The sequence below is a fragment of the Cellulomonas sp. Leaf334 genome (assembly GCF_001424195.1).
In the GTDB taxonomy this organism is placed as follows: domain Bacteria; phylum Actinomycetota; class Actinomycetes; order Actinomycetales; family Cellulomonadaceae; genus Cellulomonas.
In genome coordinates this window covers 919,554-944,668 of record NZ_LMOO01000005.1, presented here as the reverse complement: position 1 = coordinate 944,668, position 25,115 = coordinate 919,554, and the positions used below count along the sequence as shown (strand labels likewise).

Sequence of the window (25,115 nt, the reverse complement as noted above, 5' to 3'; positions counted from 1 at the left end):
AGGACTTCACCACGGCCCCGTACAACGGCAAGCACCTCGTCTACGCCACGACGCACGACAACGGCTCGTCGTGGGGGTCGATGAACTTCAGCCTSGTGAACAACTTCTCCGAGCTGGGCTCCGCCTCGCAGAACGCCATGTCCTCCGGGACCGTGGCACCCTCGCTGTTCTACTTCGCCCCGAAGAACATCTGGGTGCTGGCCTACCAGTGGGGCGGCAACGGGGCGTTCTCCTACAAGACCTCCAGCGACCCGACCAACCCCAACGGCTGGTCCTCGGCCCAGACCCTGTTCACCGGCAGCATCACCAACTCCGGGACCGGTCCGATCGACCAGGCCCTCATCGCTGACGGCTCGAACATGTACCTGTTCTTCGCCGGCGACAACGGGCGGATCTACCGCGCGAGCATGCCGATCGGGAACTTCCCGGGCAACTTCGGCTCCTCGTACACCACGATCATGACCGACACCACGAACAACCTGTTCGAGGCGGATCTACCGCGCGAGCATGCCGATCGGGAACTTCCCGGGCAACTTCGGCTCCTCGTACACCACGATCATGACCGACACCACGAACAACCTGTTCGAGGGCCCGCAGGTCTACAAGATCAAGGACCAGAACCAGTACCTGATGATCGTCGAGGCGATCGGGTCCAACGGCCGGTACTTCCGCTCGTTCACCTCGTCGAGCCTGTCCGGCTCCTGGACGCCGCAGGCCGCGTCCGAGAGCAACCCGTTCGCCGGCAAGGCCAACAGCGGCGCGACATGGACCAACGACATCAGCCACGGTGAGNTCCGGCTCCTGGACGCCGCAGGCCGCGTCCGAGAGCAACCCGTTCGCCGGCAAGGCCAACAGCGGCGCGACATGGACCAACGACATCAGCCACGGTGAGCTCATCCGGACCAGCGCCGACCAGACCATGACCATCGACCCCTGCAACCTGCAGCTGCTCTACCAGGGACGTTCTCCCAGCTCCGGCGGGGACTACGGCCTGCTGCCCTACCGGCCGGGTCTGCTGACCCTGCAGCGCTGACGGTGTGACGGCGAGATCCTGAGCCACGCGTCCGGCCGTCGTCCCCTCGGGACGGCGGCCGGACGTCCGCCGAGGACTTTCGGCCCATCACGGGCACCCTCCCCCGTCCGTAACGTCGAGGTCACCGGGTCGCACGTCGACCCACGGCCTCGACAGGGAGAAGAACGGTGACCGTCACGGATCACGCCACGTCCCGCACCACTGCCGCGAACGGGCGCCCCGCGCCCGCACCGGCCGACCCCGCTCCCGCGATCGACCAGCTGGTCGCCCAGGCCACCAAGGCCCTGGCCGAGTACGCGCGGTTCACGCAGGAGGACGTCGACCACCTGGTGAAGAAGGCGTCCGTCGCCGCCCTGGACAAGCACGGTGAGCTCGCCCTCCTGGCAGTGAACGAGACCGGCCGCGGCGTCTTCGAGGACAAGGCCGTGAAGAACATCTTCGCGTGCGAGCACGTGACGAACTCGATGGCGTCGCTCAAGACCGTCGGCATCGTCTCCCGCGACGACCTCACGGGCATCACCGAGATCGCCGAGCCCGTCGGCGTGGTCTGCGGCGTCACCCCGGTGACCAACCCGACCTCCACGACCATCTTCAAGTCGCTCATCGCACTGAAGACCCGCAACCCGATCGTGTTCGCCTTCCACCCGAGCGCGCAGGAGTCCTCCGTCGCCGCCGCCCGCGTGGTGCGCGACGCCGCCGTGGCCGCCGGTGCGCCCGAGCACTGCATCCAGTGGGTCGAGACGCCCTCGATCGCGGCGACCACCGCCCTGATGAACCACCCGGGCGTCGCACTCATCCTGGCCACCGGCGGCAACGCGATGGTCCGGGCCGCGTACTCGTGCGGCAAGCCCGCGCTCGGCGTCGGCGCGGGGAACGTTCCCGCCTACATCGAGAAGACCGCGAAGCTGAAGCGGGCCGTCAACGACGTCGTGCTGTCCAAGGCGTTCGACAACGGCATGGTCTGCGCCTCCGAGCAGGCCGTCATCCTCGACGACGTCATCTACGACGCGGCGCTCGCCGAGTTCGCCACCCTGCACGCCTACCGGGCGAACGCCAAGGAGAAGGCGCTGCTCGAGTCGTTCATCTTCGGGGTCAAGGCCAACGGCAAGAACTGTGGAGAGGCGAAGCTCAACGCGGCGGTCGTCGGCCAGACGCCGCAGTGGATCGCCCAGCAGGCGGGCTTCACGGTCCCCGAGGACACCTCGATCATCCTGGTCGAGGTCAGCGGGGTCGGGCCGCAGGAGCCGCTGACGCGCGAGAAGCTGGCCCCGGTGCTGGCCGTCCTGCGTGCCGAGTCCACCGAGCACGGCATCCAGCTCGCCGAGAAGATGGTCGAGTTCGACGGCCTGGGTCACTCCGCCGCGATCCACACCCAGGACGACGCGCTCACCGAGGAGTTCGGCAGCCGCGTCAAGGCCGTCCGGGTCATCGCGAACGCACCCTCGTCGCTGGGCGGCATCGGCGACATCTACAACGCGTTCATCCCGTCGCTGACGCTCGGCTGCGGCTCGTACGGCCACAACTCCGTGTCCAACAACGTCTCGGCGGTGAACCTGGTGAACATCAAGCGGATCGGCCGCCGGAACAACAACCTGCAGTGGTTCAAAGTGCCGGCGAAGACCTACTTCGAGCCGAACGCCATCCGGTACCTCGCGGACATGCCCGACGTCGAGCGCGTGACCATCGTGACCGACGCGACCATGACGACCCTCGGCTTCGTCGACAAGATCATCGACGTCCTCAACCGCCGCTCGTCGAAGGTCGCCCTGCAGATCATCGACCAGGTCGAGGCCGAGCCGTCCGTGCGCACCGTCCAGGCGGGCGCCGCGCAGATGCGCCACTTCCGGCCCGACACGATCATCGCGCTCGGTGGCGGGTCGCCGATGGACGCCGCCAAGGTCATGTGGCTGCTCTACGAGCACCCGGAGATCCACTTCTCCGACCTCAAGCAGAAGTTCTTCGACGTCCGCAAGCGCGCGTTCAAGTTCCCGGTGCTGGGCGAGCTCGCGCAGCTGGTCTGCATCCCGACGACGTCGGGCACGGGCGCCGAGGTGACGCCGTTCGCGGTGATCAGCGACCCGGACGCCGGCAAGAAGTACCCGCTGGCCGACTACGCGCTGACCCCGTCCGTCGCGATCATCGACCCGGTCCTGACCGCGAAGATGCCGCCCTCGCTGGCGGCGGACTCCGGCTTCGACGCGCTCACGCACGCCACCGAGGCGTACGTCAGCGTCTACGCCAACGACTTCACCGACGGCATGGCGATGCAGGCCGTCCGCCTGATCTTCGAGAACCTGGCGGCGTCGGTGAACGGCGACCCGGCCGACCCGGCGACCCAGGACGCCCGCGAGACCATGCACAACGCCGGCACGATCGCCGGGATGGCCTTCGGGAACTCGTTCCTCGGCATCGTGCACGCGATGGCCCACGTCGTCGGCTCGACGTACCACCTGGTGCACGGCCGCACGAACGCGACCCTGCTGCCGCACGTCATCCGCTACAACGGCACGGTCCCCACCAAGCTGACGAGCTGGCCGAAGTACGAGCACTACGTCGCACCCGAGCGGTTCCAGCAGCTCGCCGCGATGCTCGGGCTCCCCGCGGCCACCCCCGCCGAGGGCGTCGAGTCCTACGCGCTGGCCGTCGAGTCGCTGCGGGCCCGCGTCGGCATCCCGTCCTCGTTCCACGCCCAGGGCGTCGACGAGCACGAGTTCCTCGCCCGGCTCGACGAGGTCGCGATGGGTGCCTACGAGGACCAGTGCGCCCCCGCGAACCCGCGGATGCCGATGATCGAGGACATGAAGGACCTGATGACCGCGGCCTACTACGGCACGTCGCTGACCGACGTCCGCAGCCGCCGCAGCGAGCAGCCCACGGCCGGCCTGACCCCCGTGTCGTAGCCGCTCGCCCACCGACGCCCTGCTCCCCTCCGGGCGGGGCGTCGGCGCGTCCCCGGTGGGCGCGTCGGCGCGACCCCGGGCAGACTGTGGGCCCGGACCCCGCTCCCCCACGCCCACCCCGGAGGACTTTTCATGAGCCCGACCCGCACCCGACTCACCCGCGTCGCCACCCCCCTCGTCGCCGCCGCGCTCGCCCTCGGTCTGTCCGCCTGCTCCGACGCGGACATCGACAACGCCGCGCAGCAGGCCAAGGACGCCGCCAGTGAGGCCCGCAGCGCCATCGACGACCTCAAGGCCCAGGTCGACGAGGCCAAGGCGGAGGCCGACGCGGCCGAGCAGAAGATCGCCGACGCCCGCGCGCAGCTCGGCACGCTCGACGACTCCGCGAAGGCCGAGGCGGAGAAGGCCGTCGGCGACGCGGAAGCCGCCGTCGGCAACGCGCAGGCCGCGCTCGACCAGGCGCAGGCCGAAGGGGCCGCCGCCTCGCAGCAGGCGCTGGCCGACGCCCAGGCGCAGGTCGCCGACGCCCAGGCCGAGCTCGACGCCGCCAAGGCGAACGCCGCCGGTGAGGCCGCCGCCTCGCTCGACCAGCTCGCCCAGCAGCTCACCACCCTCGGCGACAAGCTCGAAGGTGCGGCCGCAGGCTGATCCCCCTCGCACGGCAGGGATCGCCGTCCGGCTGTGCCCGGACGGCGATCCGTTGCGTGGTGTCCGGGTGAATTCCACGCTCGTCGGCGCGGGATGTTGTACCTGGGCGCTCCCGTGCCGATCTTCAGAGCATGTCCCAACGACAGGCGCAGCGGGTTCTGCGGCGACACCACGTGGAGTGGTGGATCGTCGGAGCCTGGGCGTCCCTCGCCCTGGTCGTGGTCGCGGGCCTGACCGCCGCGGCCGGACTGGTGGTCTGAGCGCACCAGCGCTCCCGACCCGTCGCCGACGGGTCACCCCGACGTCCTCGGACCTACCCCCTAATCTCGTCGCATGACCCCTCCCCGCTGGCAGGACGTCGCCCGTGCGACCGGGCTGATGGGCGACGACGGCGTCCCCCGGGCGACCGTGTTCGCCGAGATGTCGGCGCTCGCCGCGCGCACCGGGGCGGTGAACCTCGGGCAGGGCTTCCCCGACGTGGACGGCCCCGCCTCGGTCGCCCGGGCCGCCGCGGACGCGATCGCCGCGGGCGCCAACCAGTACCCTCCCGGCCCGGGGATCCCCGCCCTGCGCGAGGCCGTCGCCGAGCACCAGTCCGCGCACTACGGGCTGGCGTGGGACCCCGACCGGGAGGTGCTCGTCACCGCCGGCGCGACGGAGGCCATCGCCGCGACCGTGCTCGCGCTCGCCGGTCCCGGCGACGAGGTCCTCACGCTCGAGCCCTTCTACGACTCCTACGCGGCCGTCGTCGCGCTCGCGGGCGCCACCCACACCACCGCCCCGCTGGTCGCGACCGCCGACGGCTTCCGCCTCGACCTCGGCGCCCTCGCCGCCGCGTTCACGCCCCGGACCCGGCTGGTCCTGGTGAACACCCCGCACAACCCCACCGGCACGGTCCTGACCCGCGACGAGCTCGCCGCGATCGCGCGGCTCGCGGTAGAGCACGACGCCCTGGTCGTCACCGATGAGGTGTACGAGCATCTGGTCCTCGACGGTTCGGGCGCGACCCACATCCCCGTCGCGACCCTGCCCGGCATGGCGGAGCGGACGCTGACCATCTCCTCGGCCGGCAAGACGTTCTCGTTCACCGGCTGGAAGATCGGCTGGGTCACCGGGCCGGAGCCGCTCGTCGCGGCCGTCCGGACCGTCAAGCAGTTCCTCACGTACGTCAACGGTGCGCCGTTCCAGCCCGCCGTCGCGTTCGCCCTGCGGGACCCCGGCGTCGCCGCCTGGGTGGTCGAGCTCGCGCACTCGCTGTCCCGACGCCGCGACCTGCTCTGCGCGGGGCTCGAGGACGCCGGCTTCACCGTCGTCCGACCGCAGGGCACCTACTTCGTGCTCGCCGACGCCGCGCCCCTCGGGTACACCGACGGGGTCGCCCTGTGCCGGGACCTGCCCGGGCTGGCGGGAGTGGTGGGCGTGCCCGTCACCGCCTTCACGCACGCGGGCTCCGACGTCGACCGTGCGCTGCGGTCCTGGGTGCGGTTCACGTTCGTGAAGCGCGACGAGGTGCTGACGCAGGCCGTCGCCGGCCTGCACCGGCTCCACCGGGACTGACTGCGGTTCAGTCCCGACGGAGCCGGCTGTGCCGACGGTGCCTGACCGACAGCGCCACACCCGCGCCCACCAGCGAGAACGCGAGAAGAAGGGCCGACACCGGGTCGGCTCCGGTGGTCGCCAGCCCCTCGGAACGACCGGTGCGGACCACGACGGTCACCGCCAGGGCGGTCGGCCGCCGCACCGTGGGGGTCACGGCGGTCGTCGGGACGGTGCCGGGCAGGATCAGCGTCGTGGTCAGCGGAGGCGGCGTCACGTGCACCGTCACGGTGGCGCCCGCCGTCTGCCCTCCGGCGTCGGTCACCGTGTAGGTGAACGTGTCCGTGCCGCTCCAGCCGACGGGCGCGGTGTACGTCCAGCGACCGTCCGGGGCCACCGTGACCGTGCCGTGGGCAGGAGGGCCGACGGCGGTCACCGTGAGGTCCGAACCCGCGTCGTTGGCCAGCAGCCCGGGCACCGGGCCCGTGATCGTCGAGCCGGCCAGGACGGAGCCCAGGTCGTCGTCGCGGGCCACCGGCGTCACGGTGATCCGCACGGTCGCGACGTCGGTCTGCCCGTAGTCGTCGGTGATCGTGTAGTCGAACTGGTCCGGCCCCGTGTACCCGGGGGTCGGCGTGTAGATGAAGGAGCCGTCGCCGTTCGTCGCCACCGTGCCGTGCGCCGGGGTGGTCGAGCCGACCACCGTGAGCCGGGTGCCCGAGTCGTTGGTGAGGACCCCCGCGACGGGCACGACCAGCGGCGTGCCGACCGGTGTGCTGCCCGCGTCGTCGACCGCGACCGGGACCGCCGGGACGGGGAGCACGTCGAGCCACGTGGCCGTCTGCTGCGACGGGAAGTACGTCCACAGGTCGAGGCCCTTCGCGTCGCCCAGCGTCCCGCCCGTCGCGGGGCAGTGCTGGTTCGCGTTGAGCCCGCCACCGTCACCGAACGCGCGGGCGGCACCGGTGCTGTCGACGCCGCCGACGGGGTCGGCGAACAGCTGCGCCGGCAGCACCCCGGCGAACGCGGGGCACAGGCTCCCCGACGTGAGGTCGCCGACCCGTGTCCCCGCGCTGCTGACGTAGGTGCGGTCGTCGAAGAAGACGCGCGTGCAGTTGGTGCCGGTGCTTGCCGCCCCCGTGAACGGGCAGACGCCGAGCGGCGGGTTGAGCAGCGTGATGCTCGGGCCACCGAGCGTCGAGCTCTCCACGTCCAGCATCGGCGCGTGGTACTCGCCGGCGCGCAGCACCGCCCGCACCGCGTAGTCGTCCTTCACCGGGAGCGCGACACCGGCGTTGTCGTCGCCGTCCCACGTCACGGTGAACGTCCCCGCGGGCACGATCCCGCGCAGGGCGCGGTTCCCGGGCAGGCCCGGGTCGAAGTCGACGCCGTCGCGCGAGATGACGACCTCGTACGTCCCGCCGGACCCGGCGTCCAGCGTGAAGGTCCCGCCCTGGCCGACGTAGCTGCCGTGGTCCGTGGCGCGACCGGTGAAGTCGACCGCGCTGAGCGTCGGCGGCACCGGGGTCGCGGGGATGCCCAGCGCCGCGAGGGTCTCCGTGGCCAGCGGCTCGAACGACAACGGGTACTCCGGCGGCGCGAGGTGCACGCCGCCCAGCAGCGTCGGGAGCGTCTGCGGGTCGGTGCCCGTGCCGACGACGTCGTGGTTGAGCGGTGTCGTCCCGTCGGCGTCGAGGAAGCCCGCGCGGTTGCCGTAGAAGACGAAACCGTTGGGGTCGAAGCCGTGGGTGTCGACGGAGTAGCGGTAGCCGTCGAGGGTGTTCAGGAACAGCCGCATCGTGACCGGCCGCGGGTTGCCGCCGGTGAAGCCCGCGAGCACGTACGTGAACGTCCGCCCGGGCAGGTCGGCGACGGAGGCCGGGTCGGTGCCAGCGCGGACGGTGACGTCCCACGCGTTGATCGACGAGCCCGCCGCCGCCAGGAAGCCACCCGTGGGGTCGAGGTGCCGGTCGGGGGTGCCGTCAGCCGCGTTGCCGGTCCCCGCGGCTCCGGTGAACGCCACCCGGTACAGCCCTGTCGTCGCAGCGGTGTACACGCACGGGACGTAGCCCGACGTGTTCTGGGTGCCGTCGACCGACTGCGCACCCGCCAGCTCCTGGGCGCGGGTGGTGAGCCTCCCGACCGGGCTCGAGGCGTCCGGTCGGTGCGCCGCGCAGCTGAACCCGTTGGTGCCGTCCACCACGGTCGGCAGCGTCGCCGCCTCGGTGTCCGTGACCACGCCGGGGTTCCAGATCGCGATGTCGGCGCTGCCCGTCCCGATCGACGACGACCCGGTGAGGATCTGCTCACCCGCCCGCGCGAACACGGTGAACAGGGTCCGCCGCTGGATCTGGGTGTCCCCCGCCGGCCCGTACGCGTTGGTCCGCCACTCGAGCGCGGCCCGGCACGGGTGGGTGGCGTCGCACGCGGGATCCGTGGCGCCCACCCGCGGGAACAGGTCGGCGCTCCCCGACGCGACGGCAGGCACCGCCGCACCGCCGAGCGCGAGCACGGCGACGAGGAGGCTGAGCACGAGGCGACGCAGCATGGCGGGTCGGTCCTTCCGGGGCCGTGCGCACCCCGTTTCCTGAGGTGCGCGACGGGCACGTTAAGGCCGACGGCGGTCGCGCGGCAGGGCCGGACGTGTCCCTCGGGCGCTATGTCCGACGACAGGCGGAATGCCTGGTCAGAACGTCATCCGAACGGGTCGGCGAGCCGTGGGCCGCCGCGCGCGCAGTCCCTCGGACGGCCCAGGCGCCGTCGCGGACCGACCAGCGCGAGCAGTCCCGCGCGGGTCGGTCAGACCGCCCAGGCCCCGTCGCGGCGGTAGGCGGGCGTGGCCAGCGCCAGCACGAGCAGGCCCGCCACGGACGCGCCGACCATCACGGCCGCCATCGCGACCGCGTCGCCGCCCAGCAGGCCCGACAGCGGGCTCACGAGGCCGGCGACACCGGCCTGCAGGGACCCGATGACCGCGGCGGCGGTCCCCGCGATCTCCCCGTGCCGGGTGAGCGCCAGCGCCGACGCGTTCGGCGGGACGAAGTTGACGAGCGCGAGGATCAGCCACAGCACCACGAGCAGCGCGATCAGGCCGCCCCAGCCGGTCAACGCGAGGGCGAGCAGGACACCGGTGAGGCCGAGCGAGAGCGGCAGCACCACGCGCACGATCCGGATCGGGGCGACCCGTCGCACCAGGGACGCGTTCACCTGGGCGCCGAGCACGAGACCGATCCCGTTGACGGCGAACAGCAGGGAGAACTCGGTCGCCGACAGCCCGTAACCCTCGCGGAGCACGAACGGCGACGCGACCACGTAGCTCATCAGCACGGCCATGCCGAGTCCCGGCAGGATGGCGAGCGCGACGAAGTGCCGGTCCCGGAGCAACGAGCGGTAGCCGGACACCGCGGTCCGCAGCCCACCCTGCCGTCGCCGCTCGCGCGGCAACGTCTCCGGCAGCCGACGCCAGACGACGACCCACAGGACGACGCCGAACCCGGCGAGCGCGACGAACACCGACCGCCAGCCCCACTGTCCGGCGATGACCCCGCCCAGCGACGGGGCGAACAGGGGCGCGACCCCGATGACGAGCATGAGCCGGGACATCAGCCGGGACGCGTCGGCGCCGACGAACCGGTCACGGATGATCGCCATCGCCACCACCGTCGCCGACGCGTTGAAGAAGCCCTGCACCGTGCGCAGCGCGATGAGCGGCACGATGGCGGGCGCGATCGCGCACAGCAGGGACGTGATGACGTGCAGGACCACGCCGATCAGCACCGGCTTGCGCCGACCGAACCGGTCCGACAGGGGCCCGATGACCAGCTGTCCGACGGCACCGCCGATGAGCATCGCCGTCATGGTCAGCTGCGCCGCCGTGGCCGACGTGTTCAGGTCGCGCGCGACGTCCGGCAGCGACGGCAGGTACATGTCCGTGGACACGGCCGGCAGGGCGCACATCAACCCCAGCATCAGCACGTACTTGGCGTTCGGGCGGAACTGCGCGGGGGCCGCGGGGTCGGTGGCCGGACCGACGGCGGGAGGCACGACAGCTGCGACGGGCTCGTGGCTGGTCGCGGCGGAGGTGGCGGTGCGCAAGGTCATTGAACCGATTCTCCCACAAGAAACGAATCGATTCGATCCCAGCGCGGTGTGATGTCAGCCCCACCTGGCAGGCTGGTCCCCATGTGTGGTCGATATGCCTCCTTCCGTGAGGACCAGGCGCTGGCCGACGAGTTCGCCATCGCGACCGTCGCCGACGACGTCCGACTGCTGGGCCCGTCATGGAACGTCGCTCCCACCGACGGCGTCCGCATGGTCGTGGAGCGGGCGGACAAGGAGACCGGCGAGATCACCCGGCAGCTGCGCGTGGCCCGCTGGGGTCTGGTGCCGTCGTGGGCCAAGGACATCTCGGTGGGCAGCCGGATGATCAACGCGCGCGTGGAGTCCCTCGAGGAGAAGTCGGCGTTCGCCCGCCCGTTCGCCGTCCGCCGCGCGCTGCTGCCCGCCGACGGCTACTACGAGTGGAAGAAGGCTGCACCCGGCGGGCCCGGGCCCGCAGGCAAGCGCAAGCAACCCTTCTACCTGCACCCCGCCGACGGCGACCTCGTCGCGCTCGCGGGCCTGTACGAGTTCTGGAAGGACCCCACGAAGGCCGACGACGACCCCGCGCGCTGGGTGGTCAGCGCCACCGTCATCACCCGCCCGGCCTCCGACGAGCACGCCCACATCCACGACCGCCAGCCCTTGATGCTGCGTTCCGAGGCCTGGTCGGCCTGGCTGGACCCCGCCGTCGGCGCCGACGGAGCCCGCGAGCTGCTGGAGATGCCAGGCCCGGACATCGTCGCCACCCCCGTCTCCACAGCCGTCAACACCGTCGCCAACAACGGCCCGTCCCTCGTGGACGAGATCGACCCCGAGGACGAGCCGGCATAGAGCTCGCCGCCGCCGGGCTACCCCACCGAACCGCCGGGCGTGTTGACGATGTCACCGCGTCGGTTGCGGAAGACGTAGCGCAGGGGTTGGCGGCTGGCCGTGGGCTGGACCGAGCCTCCAGCGGCGCTACGCCCCGCTCGGTCAACGGGCCGTGCCGGGTCGCCGAGCATCGCGGGGTCGCCGAGCATCGCGGGGTCGCCGAGCATCGCCGAGCATCGCGGGGTCGCCGAGCATCGCGGGGTCGCCGAGCATCGCGGGGTCGCCGAGCATCGCGGGGTCGCCGAGCATCGCGGSGTCGCCGAGCATCGCGGGGTCGCTGGGATTCCTGATGGTGGTAGCGCGGGCTGCTTTGGCTTGTTGTCGTCTCGTCCAGCCGGGTGGTTTCTCGAGGCGTTGGATGTGCAGGTCGAGGCGGTGGGTCTGGCTGTGGTGGTAGCGGCACAGCAGGGCGGCGTTGGTGACGGAGGTGGGGCCGGTGTCGCGGTCCCACCAGCGCACGTGGTGGACCTCGCAGCGCGAGGCGTGCTGGTCGCACCCGTTCCACACGCACTGCCCGTCGCGGGCGACCACCGCACGGCGTTGCGCGGCGGTGAACAACCGCTTGGTGCGCCCCACGTCCAGCGGCAAGGACTCGGCGGTCATCACGATCCGGGTGATCTCCGCCTCGCACAACGCCCGGGCCAGCTCCGACATCGCCACCGGTGTCCCGTCCTCCAACGTCGCCGGGGCCACGGGCGCCCAGGGCAGGTCGATCGGTGCGCACACCCGCCGCACCGGATCACCCGGCGGCACCGTGCCGGCCCCCGCGGACCCGTCGACCAGAAGAGCTTGGTCCGCGGCCGCGGCTGCGGTCGCCGCGTCGAGGGCGCGTTGGTGGGCGATCAGCTCGGCCACGGTCTCGGCCGGCACGAGCAACGACAGGTGCGGGCGGCTGACCGTGCCCGCGGTCGCGGTCCCGGGCATGCCGGTCGCATCGAAGGTCCCAGCACCAGCACCCGCACCTGCGGTACCCGCACCAGCACCTGCGGTACCCGCACCAGCACCCGCACCTGCGGTACCTGCACGACCACCTGCGGTACCCGCACCGGCACTCGCGTCGGCGACAGCCAGGTGCCGCGCGTCAGAGAGGGATCCGCCTGCGGGACGTGTGCCGCTGCTGCCCGCGCAGGCCTTCTCCGCCAGCATCACCAACGCGTCCGCGGACGCCTGCCCTGGGGAGCGGGTCTCGTCGGGGATCTGCCCCATCGCGTCCAACGCGATCCGCAGGCTCTCGCCGGCGACCCGGTCCAGGCGACCCTTCAGGAACACCCCGTGCGGCTGGGCCGACATCGAGAAGAACCGCTCCCGGTGCTGCTCGTCATGCGCGCTCTGCAACCCGGCCGGATCCTTGGCCGCCACGAACCGGGCCAACGACCTCGCGAAGTCTGGCGCTGACTGCGACCTGGCCATCGCGACCACCGTGGCCTGCACGTCCGGGACCCGCAGCACCGCCGCCACCTCCGGTGTCGAGGTCGCCGCGACCCGCGCCAACGCATCCAGGTGCCCCAACGGCACCGACCCGTCGCGCACCCCGGCCGCCACCGTTCCCATCGAGACCAGCGCGTCGGCCTGCCGCACCACCCGCGCCGCCTCCCCCAGCCCCGAGCGTGACACCCGGGCATGCGCCGCCTCGAACGACCGATCACCCGGACGCTGGGTATCCCCGGCAGCCCGGTCCGCGACCAGGACGAACCCGTGCGCCTCGGCCAGGGCAGCTTGCGCGGCCCGGACCGCGCCGAGCACAGAGGCCCGATCCGATGCCGTCCAGGACGCGCTCGCCCGGGCCGCGGCAGCGAGCTCGGAGGTGACGTCGCGCACCCGCACCGCCACCTCACACACTCCCACTGCAATCTCGAACATGTGTACGAGTCTAGACGTCGTCGAGAGGCAGATCAAGCCTCTGACCTGCACAAACATATCCACAGGCGCCTCACCGAGCCGCCCACAGGGCACCTTGAATCACGAGTGCGACGTGACCACACCCACTCGTCGGCTGCCACCCGGTACCGGCTCGGTTCAGGCAGGCACCGATGCCCCGGCGCGGTGCACCGAACGATGTCAGGCATCCTGGGCCGATGGACCGGACGACCCATCCCGGCACCGACCCCGTCATCGAGACGTACCGCGCATTCGGTGAGCGCGAGGCGCGCGGCGTCTCCCCGACCTTCGAGGCGTGGGCGCGCGGGGTCTGCCACGACGCGGTCGTCGCCGACCTGCTGGCGACGCTGCCGCAGGGCAAGCGCCAGCCGAACCTCGTGTTCGCGGCGGCTCGCTGGCACGGCGCTCGAGGAACCTACGACGTCCTGCGGGCAACGCTCGTCGAGCAGTGGCCGCACGTGCGGGCCACGATCCTCGCCCGTGCCACCCAGACCAACGAACCGAACCGCTGCGCGGTCCTGCTGCCGTTCCTTGCGGAGCTGCCTCAACCGCTCGCCCTCCTGGAGGTCGGTGCCGCCGCGGGCCTCTGCCTGCTGCCCGACCGGTACTCCTATCGCTATGACGACGGCACCTCTCTCGATCCCGGCGGCGGCCCCTCGGACGTGGTGCTGCCCTGCGCTGTCGGTCCAGGAGTCGCCATCCCGAGCCGGCTGCCCGAGGTCGCCTGGCGCGCCGGGATCGACCTGCACCCTGTGGACGTCGAGGACGACGACGCGTGCGCCTGGCTGGAGACGCTCGTGTGGCCGGAGCACGACGACCGCCGCACCCGCCTGCGTGCCGCGCTCGACGTCGCGCGCCGTGACCCGCCACGCATCGTGCCCGGTGACCTGCTGGATCTTCTTCCCGCTCTCGCGGCCGAGGCTCCGCCCGATGCGACGCTCGTGGTCTTCCACAGTGCTGTCCTCGCGTACCTGGACGCCGGGGCACGGCAAGCGTTCGTCGACGTCGTCAGGACGTTGCCCGGCCACTGGATCAGCAATGAGGGTGCACGCGCTCTCCCGACGACCGCCCACCTGGCGTCGGGCTCGGGCGGCCACGGCTTCGTCGTGGTGGTCGACGGCGTGGCCCGCGGCTACGCCGACCCCCACGGGCGCTCCCTGACCGGTTTCGACGCCTGAGCCGGACGACGGGAGCGCCGGACGCGTGAGGAGGAGGTCAGGCCTCGGCGGACCGCAGCCGCACCGGTGCCACCGACCCGATCCCGGCCAGCCGGCGCGCGGGCCGCGGCTCGAGCACGAACCGCGGATCGGCCGCCAGGACGGCTGCGGTCGCCTCGTCGACGAGGACGGTGCTGGGGTCGGCGATGTCGGTGAGCCGCGCGGCCAGGTTCACGTCGGGCCCGAAGACGTCGCCGAACCGCGACAGGACGCGCCCCCACACGAGCCCGACCCGGACGGGAGTGACTCCGCGGGCGCCTTCGAAGAGCCCTCCGGTCGTGGTCTCCCGGTCGACGTCGAGCTCCTTGCCGAGGGCGTCGGCGAGCCCGAGCGCGATGACGGCACCGGTGGCGGCGCTGTCGGCGACGAAGAGGATGGCGTCGCCGATGGTCTTGACGACGCGGCCGCCGTTGGCCGAGACGACGTCGCGGGCGGCCGCCTCGAAGCGCTGCACGAACAGGGAGAGGTCGGTGGAGCCGAGGCCGGCGGTGCGGCGGGTGAACGAGACCATGTCGGCGAACCCGACGGCGCGTGCCAGCGGCAGGACGGAGCGGTCGGGCCCGGGGTCGCGGAGCTGGCCGAACTCCGCGGCGTAGCGGCCGGCGATCGCGGCGAGCTGGCGCCGGTAGGAGTGGACCAGCTGCGCCTCGAGGACGGGTGCCAGGGACGCGAGCCGGTCGAGGACGAGCAGCCGCGCGGAGGTGTCGTCGAGCTCGTACCGGCCGGCCATGTCCTCGACGAGCGCCTCGACCTGCCACAGGGCGAGCCGGTCGGAGGTGTGCCCGAGGGCGCGGGTCACGGTGAGGACGGTGCGCAGGTCCAGCCCGTGCTCGCGCACGAGGGCGGCGGCGCGGTCGATCGCGTCGGCGTCGCGCTCGGTATACACCGGCTCGTCGGGGTCGGCGTGCGGCAGGCCCATGGTGGTCCAGAAGCCGCGGACGACGTCGATGTCGATGCCGGCGCGCTCGGCCAGGTCGTGCGCGCTGAGGGTGCGGGGGCCGCCGAGCAGCTCGGCGTCGAGCTCCCCGACCGTCGACTCGAGGAAGTCGAGGTCCTGCGATCGATCGTCCGGCACGGGTCGAGGGTAGTTCACCGAGCGGTGCGGACGTGGCGTACGTCACCCGCGAGGACGCGGTGGGGCACGCCGTCGTCGTCGACGACCACGAGGGCGCCGTCGTCGTCGATCCGGGCGGCGACACCGCTCACCGAGGTGTCCCCGGGGAGCTCCACGCGCACCCGCGATCCGAGCGTGCTGCACACGGCGGCGACCTCGTCGGCGAGCCCGGAGCCGACGGCGTCACCACCGGAGTCCCGCCACCGCTGCGCCACCTCGAGCTGCGCGGCGACGAGCGCGACGAGCATCCCCTCGCGGTCGACGTGCTGCGCGCCCGCGAGCGCGAGCGACGTCGCGCTGTCCACGGGAAGCTCGTCGGCGCTCTGCAGGACGTTGATCCCGATCCCGATGACGACGGCGGGCGGCTGCCCGGCAGGCAGGGCGACGACCTCCGTGAGGATCCCGCCGACCTTGCGTGCGGAGCCCCAGCCCTCGACCTCGGTGTCGGCGGGCACCAGCAGGTCGTTCGGCCACTTCAGGGTCGCTGCGACGCCTGCGGTGGCCCGCAGCGCGTTGACGGCGCCGAGGCCGGCGAGCAGCGAGATCCAGCCGAAGGCCGCGGCGGGGACAGGGGGGTGCACCACGAAGCTGCAGGTCAGCGCGGTCCCGGCGGGTGTCTCCCACGTGCGGCCCGCGCGCCCTCGACCGCCGGTCTGGTGCTCCGTGACGAGCACGCTCGCGTCGGGCCAGGACGCCGGGTCGGCGCGCAGGGCGTCGGCGAGGTCGGTGTTGGTGGAGCCGGTGACGTCGACCACCTCGACCCGGGTCAGCGGCCCGGCGGGGGCGAGCAGGAGGTCGCGGAGCTCGGCGACGCGAAGGAGGGGCGGCGTGGGCACAGCGAACATGATGGACCTTCTTGTGGGAACCCGACACCCCGACGCGACCAACACCGTGATCCGCCTGCACGTGCATGTCGGGCTCCGACAACTAGCCTCGGTCGGGTGACTGACACGGACCATCACGGCATTCGCCCCCAGCAGCCCGTCGAGACGGCCCCGCGCACGACGGCCGCCAAGCTGGCCGACCTCGCGGACCGCTACGAGGCGGCCGAGGCGGCCGAGCAGGGAGCCGTCGACAAGCAGCACGCGCGCGGCAAGCGGTCCGCGCGTGAGCGCATCGAGCAGCTCCTGGACCCGGGCTCGTTCACCGAGCTCGACGCGTTCGTCCGGCACCGCTCGACCAACTTCGGCCTCGACAAGAAGCGCATCCCGGGCGACGGCGTCGTCGTCGGGCACGGCACGGTCGACGGCCGCCCGGTGTGCATCTACTCGCAGGACTTCACGGTCTTCGGCGGCAGCCTGGGCGAGGTGCACGGGCAGAAGATCACCAAGGTGATGGACCTGGCGCTGCGCACGGGGGTCCCGCTGATCGGGATCAGCGACGGCGGCGGCGCCCGGATCCAGGAGGGCGTGGCGGGGCTGACGCAGTTCGCGGAGATCTTCCGTCGCAACGTCGCCGCGTCCGGGGTGATCCCGCAGATCAGCCTCATCCTGGGCCCGTCGGCGGGCGGTGCGGTGTACTCCCCCGCGCTGACGGACTTCATCGTGATGGCCGACGGCACGTCCAACATGTTCATCACGGGCCCCGACGTGATCCGCGCGGTCACCGGCGAGGACGTGGGCTTCGAGGAGCTGGGCGGCGCGACGACGCACAACACCCGCTCCGGGGTCGCGCACTACATGGCGTCCGACGAGGACGACGCCCTCGACTACGTGCGGTCCCTGCTCATCTACCTGCCGCAGAACAACCTGACGGACCCGGTGACGTTCGACCACGAGGCGGACCTGGAGGTCAGCGAGGTCGACGAGGAGCTCGACACGCTCCTGCCCGACTCGGACAACCAGCCGTACGACATGCGCACGGTCCTGGAGCACGTGCTGGACGACGGGGTCCTGCTGGAGGTCCAGCCGCTGTACGCCAAGAACGTGCTGATCGGCTTCGGGCACGTCGAGGGGCACCCGGTCGGGATCGTCGCCAACCAGCCCCTGGCGATGGCCGGGACGCTCGACATCAACGCCGCCGAGAAGGCCGCCCGGTTCGTGCGGACGTGCGACGCGTTCAACATCCCGGTGCTCACGTTCGTCGACGTGCCGGGCTTCCTGCCGGGCACCGACCAGGAGTGGAACGGCATCATCCGGCGGGGCGCGAAGCTCATCTACGCGTACGCCGAGGCGACCGTCCCGCTCGTCACCGTCATCACCCGCAAGGCGTACGGTGGCGCGTACATCGTCATGGGCTCCAAGCAGCTCGGCGCCGACGTTAACCTGGCCTGGCCCACCGCGCAGATCGCCGTCATGGGTGCCGGCGGTGCGGTGAACATCCTGCAGCGCGGCGCCCTGAAGTCCGTCGCGGACGCGGGCGGCGACGTCGAGGCCGAGCGGCGGCGGCTGACGGCCGAGTACGAGGAGGCGATCGTGAACCCGTGGGACGCGGCCGACAAGGGGTACGTGGACGCGGTGATCCCGCCGTCGCAGACCCGCACCGAGATCACGAAGGCGCTGCGCCTGCTGCGCACCAAGCGCGCGAGCCTGCCCCCCAAGAAGCACGGGAACATCCCCCTGTGAGCGAGCACGAGCACGACGAGCACGGCGGTCACGACGACCCCGCCCACGGCCCGGAGCCCTTGGTCGGCGTCGACGCGACGGACCTGCACGCAGCGGTCGCGGCCCTGTCCGCCGCGCTGCACGGGTACGTCGACGCGGCGGTCGGCGTCCGCGCCGAGTTCGGGTCGCGGGAGGCCGACGAGGACCCCCGGATCCTGGTGCTGGAGTCGGAGATCGGCGGCCTGAACGCGCAGCTGTACGACCTGCTGCACGAGCGTCTGGGGCTGCACGCCGACCTCACGGGCATGTCGTGGGGCGACGACGAGCACGGCGACGCGGACGGGCCGCGCAGCGACGCCGAGCTCGACACGTTCCACCTCGGGTTCGTCGTCGGACCGCCGCCGGGGACGTCGGACCTGTCGCTGGAGTCCGTGCTGGACGTCGTCGAGCAGGGGGGCGCGGACCTGGCGCAGCGGCTGGTCGACGCCGGGTTCGAGGTCGGCGAGTGGGGTGCCTCCCGGGGAGCCGCGGTCGCGTTCGAGGAGGACGACGACGAGGACGACGACGGCGACGACGTGACGGGGAGCTCATGAGCGCGCGCGACGCAGACGTCCAGGTGGTCCGGGGCACCCCGGACGACCTCGAGCTGGCCGCCCTGGTGGCGGGCCTGATGGCGGCGGCGTCCGAGCGCGCCCGGCTGGCCGAGGAGCGGGACCACGCGGTCGCGGCGCCGTGGGCGGACCGGCGCCGGACGATGCGGGGCAGCCGTGTGGGCCTGCGCCCGGGCCCGGACGCGTGGCGCTGGAGCCTGCGCGCCTGAGCCCTCGGATCGCCGGTACCGACGAGTAGGGTCGAGCGGGTGACGACGACGCCCACCACCCCGGACGCGCTCACGGAGCGCGCACCCTCCCCGATCGACACGATCGCCGAGGCGTACATGGCCCAGTACGCGACCCTCGACCCCCTGGCGGCGACCAGCATGGGCATCGCAGGGCACGACCACGAGATGACCGACCACTCGCCGGCCGGGCTCGCGGCCCGTGCGGAGCTCACCCGGAGCACCCTGCAGGCGCTGGACGGCGCCGCCCCGACGGACGAGATCGACCAGATCACGCTGGCCGCGATGCGGGAGCGGCTCGGCCTGGAGCTCGAGCTGCACGAGGCCGGCGAGTTCCTGCGCGACCTGAACAACATCGCGTGCCCGGTCCAGAACCTGCGGGACGTCTTCGACGTCATGCCGACCGGTGACGTCGAGGCCTGGTCCAACATCGCCGCCCGCCTGAACGCGCTGCCGTTCGCGGTCGACGGCTACATCGAGTCGCTCCGGCTCGCCGCGAGCACCGGTGCCGTCGCCGCCGTCCGCCAGGTCGACGAGGCCGCCCGGCAGGCCGCGGAGCTGGCCGACCCGGCGACGTCGTTCTTCACGACCTTCGTCACCGGCGCCGACGTCGACGCCGTGCTGGACGGGTCGGCCGCCTGCTCGCTGGTCCGCGCCGAGCTGGAGCACGGTGCGACCGCGGCGCGCGGCGCGTACGCGACCCTGGCGGCGTTCCTGCGCGACGAGCTGTCGCCGCAGGCCCCGCAGGAGGACGCGGCAGGCCGCGAGCGCTACGCCCTGTGGTCGAGGGCGTTCCTCGGCGCGACGGTCGACCTGGAGGAGACGTACCGGTGGGGGCTCGAGGAGCTCGCCCGCGTCGTCGCCGAGCAGGAGGCGGTCGCCGCGCAGATCGCGGGGCCGGGCGCCACGGTGGCGGATGCCGTCGCCAAGCTCGACGAGGACCCCGCGGGAACCCTGCACGGCACGGCCGCGCTGCAGGCGTGGATGCAGGCGACGTCGGACGCGGCGATCGAGGCCCTGGACGGCACGCACTTCGACATCCCCGTCCCGGTGCTCACCCTGGAGTGCCGGATCGCGCCGACGCAGAACGGCGGCATCTACTACACGGGGCCGAGCGACGACTTCAGCCGTCCGGGCCGCATGTGGTGGTCGGTGCCGCCGGAGGTCACGACGTTCAACACGTGGCGCGAGAAGACGACCGTCTACCACGAGGGCGTCCCGGGCCATCACCTGCAGATCGGTCAGGCGGTGTTCCAGCGCGCGACGCTGAACACGTGGCGTCGGCTGGCGTGCTGGACGTCGGGCTACGGCGAGGGCTGGGCCCTGTACGCCGAGCGCCTCATGGCGGACCTCGGCTTCCTCGACGACCCGGGCGACCGGTTCGGCATGCTCGACGGCCAGCGCATGCGCGCCGCGCGCGTGGTGTTCGACCTGGGCGTCCACCTCGGGCTGGAGGCACCCGAGGAGTGGGGCGGCGGGACGTGGGACGCCGACAAGGGCTGGGAGTTCCTCAAGGCCAACGTGAACATGCCCGAGGCGTTCATCCGGTTCGAGTGGAACCGGTACCTGGGCTGGCCGGGGCAGGCGCCGTCGTACAAGATCGGCCAGCGTCTCTGGGAGCAGACACGGGACGCCGCGGCGGCCGAGGCGGAGGCGAAGGGCGAGGAGTTCGACCGTCGCGCCTTCCACGCCCGGGCGCTGAGCATGGGTGCGCTGCCGCTGGACGTGCTGCGGACCGCGTTCGCGGGCTGACGACGACGGAGGGCCGGTGGCGGACGCCACCGGCCCTCCGCGCGTCCGCCGTCAGGCGAGGATGATCGAGCCGTACTTCACCAGGATCGCGACCGCCAGCAGGACGATGAGCGCGATGGTGACGAACCAGTCGTTGCCGTGGTCCACGAACCGCCGCGCGGCGGGACCCCAGCGACCGGGGAACGTGATCACGCCCTCGCGTACGTTCAACCGGGTCAGGCCCGCCCACACGAGCGTCGTCGTCACGGTGATGAGCAGGCACCACGGGCACAGGGCACCGATGCCGAAGAACGACACGAAGAACAGCCACCAGGCGAACAGGAAGCCGAGCGTGTAGATCGCCTGGGCGCCCAGCATGAACCAGCGCGGGAAGACCACCCGTCCCAGGACGGCCACCGCCACGGTGATGACCACGGCCTCGGCGGCGATGCCGAGGAACGCGTTGGGGAACCCGAACAGCGTCGCCTCGGGGCTCTGGGCGACCTTGCCGCAGCTGATGACGGCGTTGAAGTCGCACCCGAGGGTCGCGTCCGGGTCCGCCGCGAGCGTGAGCGCCTCGATCGAGAGCACGAACGACGCGAACAGCCCGATCGCGCCGGAGATGATCATCTCGATCGCGGTCCGGGCCCGCCAGGCGTGCGACGGCGGCTGGAGCAGGTCGGGGTCGGGATCGACGTGGTCGAACTCGTCGATGTCGTCGTCCAGCTCCTCGGCCGACGACCTCGTCGCGTCACCCACGGTCTCTCCTCGTGTCCCTCGTGACCTCGGACCGGCGGTACCGCCCGCCGCACCCGACCACAGCGCGCCCATTGTGCCCTGACACCCTGTGCCCGGGGCACGGGTCGGAGGTCCTCTCTCGGACGCCGGCCTCGTCGGCAGGTCGTGCTCTCGCTCTCCGGTGGGGCGAACTAGGCTCCCCACCCGTGACCCGACTGCTGCTCGCCTCCGCCTCGCCCGCCCGTCGCGCCACCCTGCTCGCTGCGGGGATCGAGCCCCTCGTCGCGGTCTCGGGCGTCGACGAGGAGGCGGTCCTGGCCGCCGCGGGCGAGCGGTTCGGGACGCTGGAGCCGGCGGACGCGGTGCTGCTGCTCGCGCAGGCGAAGGTCGAGGACGTGTCCCGGAACCTGCCCGCCGACCTCCAGGACGCGGACGACCTGCTCCTGCTGGGCTGCGACTCGATGCTGGAGCTGGACGGCGGGATCTACGGCAAGCCCACCGACGCGGCGCAGGCGACCGAGCGGTGGCGGCTGATGCGCGGGAGCTCCGGCGTGCTGCACACCGGGCACTGGCTGATGGACGAGCGTGACGTGCCGGCGATGCTCGGGGCGACGTCGTCGACGACGGTCCGGTTCGCGGACCTGTCCGACGCGGAGATCGACGCGTACGTCGCGACGGGTGAACCCCTCGCGGTGGCGGGCGCGTTCACGATCGACGGCCTCGGCGGCCCGTTCGTCGAGCGGATCGAGGGCGACCACCACGGGGTCGTCGGCCTGAGCCTGCCGCTGCTGCGCGAGCTCCTCGGCGAGGTCGGCGTGAGCATCCCGGACCTGTGGCGCTGAGTGACCAAGGTCCCTAACGGGGCACCTGGTCCGCAGGCGACGATCGAGTCGTGGGCCAGCCCGAGAGGCCCATCGGAGCCCGGGTTGGCCGGGCCCGCTCTGGGCACCCGAGGACTCCACCATGTCTCTTCAGCCGGTAGCACCGAGCAACCGCTTCGTCCGCATCTCCGGCCTTCTGGCGATCATCGCCGGGGCCGTGTTCATCATCGCGGGAGGCGTCACCTGGAGCGCCGTCTCGTCCCACCTCGCCGCCGAGAACATCACGGTCTCCGACGACGCCGCCGCGTTCGGCGGCCAGACCGTCGACACACCGTGGGAGGCGTTCGCGCAGGCGGACATCATCAACCACCACGCCCTCGACGCGACGGGCGGCAAGACGTACGCCGAGCTCGACAAGGAGGACCCGCTGCGCGCCGTCGCGATGAACGGCTCCTTCCTGCGGGCCTCGCTGTTCACGTCGGTCGTCGCCTTCGGTGTCGCGGCCCTCGTCGTGGGCATCGGCGCGGTCTTCGCCCTCGTCGGCTTCGCCCTGCGGCGCCTCGCTCCCGTGGAGCCGGTCCTTCCCGCACCGGCCGACCAGAACCGTCTCGCGAGCGTCTGACGCAGGCCGCACGAGCCCGGTCCCTCAGGGGGCCGGGCTCGTTCTGTTGTGGTGACCGGACAACCGCCTCGCGGCAGAGAGGGCCGCACAGGCCGATCGCCTGAGGATCCCTACAAGGAGCCCCCGACGACCTTGGCCGGATCGACAGTCTTGCCCGGGCACGCCGCGCGCGCGTCGGTGCGGATCGCCGAGGGCGTTACGGTGAGCCGTGCCCGCTATCTCCAAGGTCCTCATCGCCAACCGCGGTGAGATCGCCGTCCGCATCGCCCGTGCCTGTCGCGACGCCCGGATCGCCTCCGTCGCCGTGTACGCCGACACCGACCGGGAGGCCCTGCACGTGCGCGTCGCCGACGAGGCGTTCGCCCTCAACGGAGCCCGTGCGGCCGAGACGTACCTCGACATCGCCAAGCTGCTCGACGTCGCGCGCCGCTCCGGGGCCGACGCCGTGCACCCCGGCTACGGCTTCCTCGCCGAGAACGCCGGCTTCGCGCAGGCCGTCCTCGACGCGGGCCTGATCTGGATCGGTCCCCCGCCGGCCGCGATCGACGCCCTCGGGGACAAGGTCAGCGCACGTCACATCGCGCAGCGGGCCGGCGCACCGCTCGTCGCCGGGACGCCCGACCCCGTGCAGGGCGTCGAGGAGATCCACGCGTTCGTCGCGGAGCACGGCCTGCCGGTCGCGATCAAGGCGGCGTTCGGCGGCGGCGGTCGTGGCCTGAAGGTGGCCCGCGAGTCGAGCGAGATCGACGAGATGTTCGAGTCGGCCACCCGGGAGGCCGTGGCGGCGTTCGGGCGCGGCGAGTGCTTCGTCGAGCGGTACCTCGACCGTCCGCGGCACGTCGAGACGCAGTGCCTGGCGGACCAGCACGGCACGGTCGTCGTCGTCTCCACCCGCGACTGCTCGTTGCAGCGCAGGCACCAGAAGCTGGTCGAGGAGGCGCCCGCACCGTTCCTCACCGACGCGCAGAACACCCAGCTGGTGGAGTCGTCGAAGGCGATCCTGCGCGAGGCCGGGTACGTCGGGGCGGGGACCTGCGAGTTCCTGGTCTCCGCCGACGGCATCATCTCGTTCCTCGAGGTCAACACGCGGCTGCAGGTCGAGCACCCGGTCACCGAGGAGATCAGCGGCGTCGACCTGGTCCGTGAGCAGCTGCGCATCGCGTCGGGCGAGCCGCTCGGCTACGACCACGTGGAGTCCCGCGGCCACTCGATCGAGTTCCGCATCAACGGCGAGGACCCGGGCAAGGGCTTCCTTCCCGCCCCCGGCCGGATCACGCGGCTGCGGTTCCCGTCGGGCCCCGGCGTCCGGGTCGACTCCGGCGTGGTCGAGGGCGACAGCGTCTCGGGCCTGTTCGACTCGATGATCGCCAAGGTGATCGTCACGGGCGCCGACCGGCCGCAGGCGCTCGCACGGGCCCGTCGCGCCCTGGCCGAGCTCGAGGTCGTCGGCATCCCGACGGTCGTCCCGTTCCACCGCGCGGTGCTCGACGCCGAGGCGTTCGCCCCGACCGACCCCGCCCAGCCGTTCTCCGTGCACACGCGCTGGATCGAGACGGAGTTCGCCGACGCGGTCGCCGCGCTCAGCGCCGCACCCGAGTCGGCGCAGGACGAGGACGACGAGCCGGCCGCGCTGGAGCGCGTCGTCGTCGAGGTCGGCGGCAAGCGGCTCGAGGTCGTCCTGCCCGCCGCGCTCGCCGGGCTCGGCCGTGGACCCGGCAGCGCCGGTCGCGGCTCGTCCGGGCCGTCCGCCCGCCGGCCCGTCCGCCGCGTGGCGCGCGCCGCGAGCAGCGGGAACGGCACCACGTTGAGCTCCCCGATGCAGGGCACGATCGTCAAGGTCGCCGTCGCCGAGGGCGCGACCGTGGCCGAGGGTGACCTCGTGGTCGTGCTGGAGGCCATGAAGATGGAGCAGCCGCTCGTGGCGCACCGCGCCGGCACCGTGACCGCGCTGTCCGCGGGCGTGGGTTCCAGCGTGAGCGCCGGCACGGCCATCTGCGAGATCGTCGGCTGATCCGGGCGTGAGCGACGCGCCACCGGTCCACCGCGAACGCCAGCCCGGCGACGGCTGGGTGGAGTGCGCGTGCGGGCGTCGGCACTGGGGGCTGCACGGGGCCGCAGGGCTGCTCCTCGTGCGTCGCGACGCCGACGGCACCCCGGTCGCCGTGGTCCTGCAGCACCGGGCGCTCTGGAGCGACCAGGGCGGGACGTGGGGTGTGCCCGGCGGTGCGCGGATGCCGGGCGAGTCGCCGGAGCACGCGGCGCTGCGCGAGGCCGAGGAGGAGGCGGGGATCGACGGCGTGAGCGTCCGCCTGCGCGAGTCACGGGTCCTGCAGCACGACGACTGGTCCTACACGACCGTGATCGCCGACGAGATCGGACCGGTCCACCCGACGGTCACCGACGCCGAGAGCGTGGAGCTGCGGTGGGTGCCGCTCGACGAGGTGGCGGACCTGCCCCTGCTCCCCGCGTTCGCCGTCGCCTGGCCCCGGCTGCGCGACCGGCTCGTGGCACTCGGGGGATCCTGA

Annotated in this window: 21 protein-coding genes and 2 pseudogenes; 17 read left to right on the top strand and 6 right to left on the bottom strand. The window is 72.5% G+C overall.

What is annotated here, in order from left to right:
- The 7 genes and pseudogenes from ASF78_RS23095 to ASF78_RS14625 form a co-directional block, all read left to right on the top strand.
- Positions 1 to 431: pseudogene (locus ASF78_RS23095) on the top strand (non-reducing end alpha-L-arabinofuranosidase family hydrolase); the annotation flags it as partial.
- Between the two features lie 76 nt (positions 432 to 507).
- Positions 508 to 792 (top strand): annotated as a pseudogene (locus ASF78_RS23090) (non-reducing end alpha-L-arabinofuranosidase family hydrolase); the annotation flags it as partial.
- A 1-nt stretch (position 793) separates the two neighbouring features.
- Positions 794 to 1,033: non-reducing end alpha-L-arabinofuranosidase family hydrolase (locus tag ASF78_RS23085; protein WP_255354816.1), on the top strand; the 240-nt coding region annotated here is incomplete at its 5' end.
- A gap of 167 nt (positions 1,034 to 1,200) precedes the next feature.
- A complete protein-coding gene (gene adhE / locus ASF78_RS14640; RefSeq protein ID WP_082495071.1) occupies positions 1,201 to 3,933 on the top strand; it encodes a bifunctional acetaldehyde-CoA/alcohol dehydrogenase in 2,733 nt (910 codons plus the stop codon).
- A 132-nt stretch (positions 3,934 to 4,065) separates the two neighbouring features.
- Positions 4,066 to 4,581: a hypothetical protein gene (locus ASF78_RS14635; protein WP_056590683.1), complete on the top strand. Its 516-nt coding sequence runs from the start codon at positions 4,066 to 4,068 to the stop codon at positions 4,579 to 4,581.
- Between the two features lie 131 nt (positions 4,582 to 4,712).
- Positions 4,713 to 4,841, top strand: a complete 129-nt coding sequence (locus tag ASF78_RS14630) for a hypothetical protein (protein ID WP_056590681.1) — start codon at positions 4,713 to 4,715, stop codon at positions 4,839 to 4,841.
- A gap of 73 nt (positions 4,842 to 4,914) precedes the next feature.
- Entirely contained in the window at positions 4,915 to 6,138 is a 1,224-nt protein-coding gene (locus ASF78_RS14625; protein ID WP_056590678.1) for a pyridoxal phosphate-dependent aminotransferase, read from the top strand.
- 7 nt (positions 6,139 to 6,145) lie between these two features.
- Here the strand turns inward: ASF78_RS14625 and ASF78_RS14620 are convergent, their stop codons facing one another.
- On the bottom strand, positions 6,146 to 8,665 hold the full coding sequence (locus ASF78_RS14620; protein ID WP_056590675.1) for an Ig-like domain-containing protein: 2,520 nt from the start codon (positions 8,663 to 8,665) through the stop codon (positions 6,146 to 6,148).
- Between the two features lie 251 nt (positions 8,666 to 8,916).
- Positions 8,917 to 10,218: a multidrug effflux MFS transporter gene (locus ASF78_RS14615; protein ID WP_082495070.1), complete on the bottom strand. Its 1,302-nt coding sequence runs from the start codon at positions 10,216 to 10,218 to the stop codon at positions 8,917 to 8,919.
- 81 nt (positions 10,219 to 10,299) lie between these two features.
- Here ASF78_RS14615 and ASF78_RS14610 point away from each other — a divergent pair, with 81 nt between their 5' ends.
- Positions 10,300 to 11,049, top strand: coding sequence for an SOS response-associated peptidase (locus tag ASF78_RS14610; RefSeq protein ID WP_056590672.1), 750 nt, complete (start codon positions 10,300 to 10,302; stop codon positions 11,047 to 11,049).
- A 141-nt stretch (positions 11,050 to 11,190) separates the two neighbouring features.
- On the opposite strand, the gene ASF78_RS14605 is transcribed toward ASF78_RS14610, so the two are convergent.
- A complete protein-coding gene (locus ASF78_RS14605) occupies positions 11,191 to 12,948 on the bottom strand; it encodes an HNH endonuclease (protein WP_162243366.1) in 1,758 nt (585 codons plus the stop codon).
- Between the two features lie 215 nt (positions 12,949 to 13,163).
- Here ASF78_RS14605 and ASF78_RS14600 point away from each other — a divergent pair, with 215 nt between their 5' ends.
- Complete coding sequence (locus tag ASF78_RS14600; protein WP_056590665.1) at positions 13,164 to 14,144, top strand: DUF2332 domain-containing protein; 981 nt, start codon at positions 13,164 to 13,166, stop codon at positions 14,142 to 14,144.
- Positions 14,145 to 14,181: 37 nt separating this feature from the next.
- Here ASF78_RS14600 and ASF78_RS14595 read toward each other — a convergent pair whose 3' ends face one another.
- Both ASF78_RS14595 and ASF78_RS14590 read right to left on the bottom strand, forming a co-directional pair.
- Positions 14,182 to 15,258 carry an adenylate/guanylate cyclase domain-containing protein gene (locus tag ASF78_RS14595; RefSeq protein ID WP_056590662.1) on the bottom strand — a complete coding sequence of 359 codons (1,077 nt, stop codon included), beginning with the start codon at positions 15,256 to 15,258 and terminating at the stop codon, positions 14,182 to 14,184.
- Between the two features lie 14 nt (positions 15,259 to 15,272).
- Positions 15,273 to 16,142: a biotin--[acetyl-CoA-carboxylase] ligase gene (locus ASF78_RS14590; protein WP_056590659.1), complete on the bottom strand. Its 870-nt coding sequence runs from the start codon at positions 16,140 to 16,142 to the stop codon at positions 15,273 to 15,275.
- A gap of 96 nt (positions 16,143 to 16,238) precedes the next feature.
- Between ASF78_RS14590 and ASF78_RS14585 the strand changes: the two genes are divergently transcribed.
- From ASF78_RS14585 to ASF78_RS14570, 4 genes are all read left to right on the top strand, one after another.
- A complete protein-coding gene (locus ASF78_RS14585; RefSeq protein ID WP_369816335.1) occupies positions 16,239 to 17,861 on the top strand; it encodes an acyl-CoA carboxylase subunit beta in 1,623 nt (540 codons plus the stop codon).
- Positions 17,858 to 18,433: a hypothetical protein gene (locus ASF78_RS14580; RefSeq protein WP_056590656.1), complete on the top strand. Its 576-nt coding sequence runs from the start codon at positions 17,858 to 17,860 to the stop codon at positions 18,431 to 18,433. The genes ASF78_RS14585 and ASF78_RS14580 overlap by 4 nt, the downstream gene beginning before the upstream one ends.
- The gene (locus ASF78_RS14575) at positions 18,430 to 18,660 is read left to right on the top strand and encodes an acyl-CoA carboxylase subunit epsilon (protein WP_055917885.1); all 231 of its coding nucleotides are present in this window, start codon (positions 18,430 to 18,432) and stop codon (positions 18,658 to 18,660) included. The genes ASF78_RS14580 and ASF78_RS14575 overlap by 4 nt, the downstream gene beginning before the upstream one ends.
- Positions 18,661 to 18,777: 117 nt before the next feature.
- The gene (locus ASF78_RS14570; RefSeq protein ID WP_056590975.1) at positions 18,778 to 20,430 is read left to right on the top strand and encodes a DUF885 domain-containing protein; all 1,653 of its coding nucleotides are present in this window, start codon (positions 18,778 to 18,780) and stop codon (positions 20,428 to 20,430) included.
- A 51-nt stretch (positions 20,431 to 20,481) separates the two neighbouring features.
- On the opposite strand, the gene ASF78_RS14565 is transcribed toward ASF78_RS14570, so the two are convergent.
- Positions 20,482 to 21,168, bottom strand: coding sequence for a vitamin K epoxide reductase family protein (locus ASF78_RS14565; protein ID WP_235518587.1), 687 nt, complete (start codon positions 21,166 to 21,168; stop codon positions 20,482 to 20,484).
- A 185-nt stretch (positions 21,169 to 21,353) separates the two neighbouring features.
- On the opposite strand from ASF78_RS14565, the gene ASF78_RS14560 reads away from it, so the two are divergent.
- From ASF78_RS14560 to ASF78_RS14545, 4 genes are all read left to right on the top strand, one after another.
- Positions 21,354 to 21,989 carry a nucleoside triphosphate pyrophosphatase gene (locus ASF78_RS14560; protein ID WP_056590654.1) on the top strand — a complete coding sequence of 212 codons (636 nt, stop codon included), beginning with the start codon at positions 21,354 to 21,356 and terminating at the stop codon, positions 21,987 to 21,989.
- Between the two features lie 121 nt (positions 21,990 to 22,110).
- Positions 22,111 to 22,590: a hypothetical protein gene (locus ASF78_RS14555; protein WP_056590651.1), complete on the top strand. Its 480-nt coding sequence runs from the start codon at positions 22,111 to 22,113 to the stop codon at positions 22,588 to 22,590.
- Between the two features lie 208 nt (positions 22,591 to 22,798).
- The gene (locus tag ASF78_RS14550; protein ID WP_200940609.1) at positions 22,799 to 24,601 is read left to right on the top strand and encodes a biotin carboxylase N-terminal domain-containing protein; all 1,803 of its coding nucleotides are present in this window, start codon (positions 22,799 to 22,801) and stop codon (positions 24,599 to 24,601) included.
- Positions 24,602 to 24,608: 7 nt separating this feature from the next.
- Complete coding sequence (locus ASF78_RS14545; protein WP_056590648.1) at positions 24,609 to 25,115, top strand: NUDIX domain-containing protein; 507 nt, start codon at positions 24,609 to 24,611, stop codon at positions 25,113 to 25,115.

What these genes read in the sequence shown, in the direction of transcription:
- ASF78_RS14570 (WP_056590975.1), top strand. Translation starts at nt 18,778, where the DNA reads ATGGCCCAGTACGCGACCCTCGACCCCCTGGCGGCGACCAGCATGGGC.
- ASF78_RS14620 (WP_056590675.1), bottom strand. Translation starts at nt 8,665, where the DNA reads ATGCTGCGTCGCCTCGTGCTCAGCCTCCTCGTCGCCGTGCTCGCGCTC.
- ASF78_RS14630 (WP_056590681.1), top strand. Translation starts at nt 4,713, where the DNA reads ATGTCCCAACGACAGGCGCAGCGGGTTCTGCGGCGACACCACGTGGAG.
- ASF78_RS14625 (WP_056590678.1), top strand. Translation starts at nt 4,915, where the DNA reads ATGACCCCTCCCCGCTGGCAGGACGTCGCCCGTGCGACCGGGCTGATG.
- ASF78_RS14610 (WP_056590672.1), top strand. Translation starts at nt 10,300, where the DNA reads ATGTGTGGTCGATATGCCTCCTTCCGTGAGGACCAGGCGCTGGCCGAC.
- ASF78_RS14600 (WP_056590665.1), top strand. Translation starts at nt 13,164, where the DNA reads ATGGACCGGACGACCCATCCCGGCACCGACCCCGTCATCGAGACGTAC.
- ASF78_RS14555 (WP_056590651.1), top strand. Translation starts at nt 22,111, where the DNA reads ATGTCTCTTCAGCCGGTAGCACCGAGCAACCGCTTCGTCCGCATCTCC.
- ASF78_RS14590 (WP_056590659.1), bottom strand. Translation starts at nt 16,142, where the DNA reads ATGTTCGCTGTGCCCACGCCGCCCCTCCTTCGCGTCGCCGAGCTCCGC.
- ASF78_RS14615 (WP_082495070.1), bottom strand. Translation starts at nt 10,218, where the DNA reads ATGACCTTGCGCACCGCCACCTCCGCCGCGACCAGCCACGAGCCCGTC.
- ASF78_RS14635 (WP_056590683.1), top strand. Translation starts at nt 4,066, where the DNA reads ATGAGCCCGACCCGCACCCGACTCACCCGCGTCGCCACCCCCCTCGTC.
- ASF78_RS14575 (WP_055917885.1), top strand. Translation starts at nt 18,430, where the DNA reads ATGAGCGCGCGCGACGCAGACGTCCAGGTGGTCCGGGGCACCCCGGAC.